At 55.7% G+C, this 1929-nt stretch carries 2 protein-coding genes; one reads left to right on the forward strand and one right to left on the reverse strand.

The window, feature by feature from the left end; all coding sequences use genetic code 11:
• The coding region (locus tag JHU38_RS11750; RefSeq protein ID WP_207859385.1) for a PD-(D/E)XK nuclease domain-containing protein at positions 1-829 on the forward strand (829 nt) is incomplete at its 5' end.
• Between the two features lie 259 nt (positions 830-1088).
• Here JHU38_RS11750 and JHU38_RS11755 read toward each other — a convergent pair.
• The gene (locus JHU38_RS11755) at positions 1089-1841 is read right to left on the reverse strand and encodes a DUF6261 family protein (RefSeq protein ID WP_232369960.1); all 753 of its coding nucleotides are present in this window, start codon (positions 1839-1841) and stop codon (positions 1089-1091) included.
• Between the last annotated feature and the right edge of the window lie 88 nt (positions 1842-1929).

Raw genomic sequence — 1929 nt, forward strand, 5'->3', positions numbered from 1 at the left:
GGAAGAGGACATGAAACACCAGCTGCGACTGCAGTACGACGGCTATCACTTCAGCGAACGCATGACCGACGTGTACAACCCGTTCAGCCTGCTCAAGGCCTTCGACAACTTAGCCATCCGCGACTTCTGGTTCCAGACGGGCACGCCGTCCTATCTTCTGCGCCTGCTGAACCACTGCGAAGAGAACATGAACGAATTGGTGGGCAAGTATTACGACGCGCAGGAGTTTGTCGATTACAAGGCCGACGTGGAGAAGCCGCTGCCCATGATCTACCAGAGCGGTTACCTTACCATCAAGGGATATGACCGCGACGTGCGCCAGTTCCTGCTCGACTTTCCCAACGACGAAGTCACCAAAGGCTTTATTTCGCTGCTGTCGGCCGACTACTTCAAGTCGAAGGAGAATGCCTCTTCGGTCGTGGCCCAGATGGCGCTGGCCCTGAAACGGGGCGATCCCGATCGCTATCGCGAACTGCTCACGGCCTTTCTGGCCGGCATTCCCTATTCCGCACGGCGTCATGAGAACGAAAGGGAGCAGGAACGCTACTTCCAATATACCGTCTATCTGATCATGCGATTGATGAGTGTCTACACGGTCTACCACGAGAAGCAGACCAGTCAGGGCCGGGCCGACTTCGTCATTGAGACGCCCAAGTATGTCTACATCTTTGAGTATAAGCTCGACCGTCCCGCCGTCGAAGCGATCGAGCAGATCGAAAGGAAGGGCTACGCACGGGAATACGGACACGACAGCCGCCCCGTCTACCGCATCGGCTGTACCTTCAGCAGCGAGACGGGCACCGTGAGCGACTGGGTGTGCGAGGAATAAGGTTTGTTCCTTTTGAACAAACATAAAGTAAAGGCCGATTCGGAATAAGTTTTTCTAAAATCAGCCGTGTTTAAAATACTTGATAGCCAAAGCGGAACGTGATGGATCACGTTCCGCTTCCGCGTTTGTAAATGGCGTCAGCCGTAGGGGCGTGATTCATCACGTTCCGCCTGTCGTGGCGTCAGCCGCTGCGTCGAGTTCATTGTCATGGCGTGGGGCGTGACTGTTTGTTTCCCCGTGGAATGCGGAACGTGATGAATCACGCCCCTACGCCTGACGGGTTGTCGTCCTTCTTTTCGCGCGTCATCACCTGCTCTTTGTAGCGCTTGATGTTGGCGTTGAGGTAGTTGATGAGCGGCGTGAGGTCCTTCTCGGCGTCCACGATGACCATGGCGTTGATCAGGCAGACGGCGTCCTGGTAGGCCGCGTCGGTGCCCAGTCGGGCCTTGCGCAGGGCGCCGGCTATCTGCTGCGCGCGGTCTTCGGTGCGCATGTTGAGCAGTTCGTTGACCTTGTCGTTGGCATCCTTGAGGGCGTCGACGTAGGGCTTCAGACCGAGCTTGCTCACCTGCGTGGCGAACTTGGTGTTGAGGTCGTCGACGAGGTTCATGATGCGCGCCGTCTCGCGCTCGAGCTGCATCTCGGGGTCGATGTTGTAGTCCTTCAGGTGCTGCCACAGGTCGGTGGCGGCCTTCGCCAAATCGGCCACGGGCATGCGCAGCATGCCTTTCACGGCGGTGCGGTAGCCGCGGAAGATGGAGTCGCGCTCGCTGTCCTTGGCCGTAATCTCGTCGGTGTATTCGCTTTTCTTGGAGAGGATGAGGTATTCGTCCTCCTCGTCGATGGCTGCCCCGAGGGCTACCACGGCGGTTTTGAGTCTCGCCGTGGTATCTACCATCTTGTCTTTTTTCATCGCCTTCTCCACGTCTTTCATGTACATGAAATGGGCGTCGTTGGTCAGATTGGGCAGGTGAATACTGCCAATCTGAACTACTTTACTTTCGTTTGGCATAATAAAAATGTTTTTTTAGATTAAAAATGTTTCTTGTTTTTCGTCCCGTCGTTTGCCGTGGCGTTTGCTCAAGTTGTGCATTTAACAC

This window comes from Prevotella illustrans (assembly GCF_017426725.1).
Taxonomy (GTDB): Bacteria; Bacteroidota; Bacteroidia; order Bacteroidales; family Bacteroidaceae; genus Prevotella; species Prevotella illustrans.

Coding starts and splice junctions, on each gene's coding strand:
- JHU38_RS11755 (WP_232369960.1), bottom strand. CDS start 1,841: ATGCCAAACGAAAGTAAAGTAGTTCAGATTGGCAGTATTCACCTGCCC.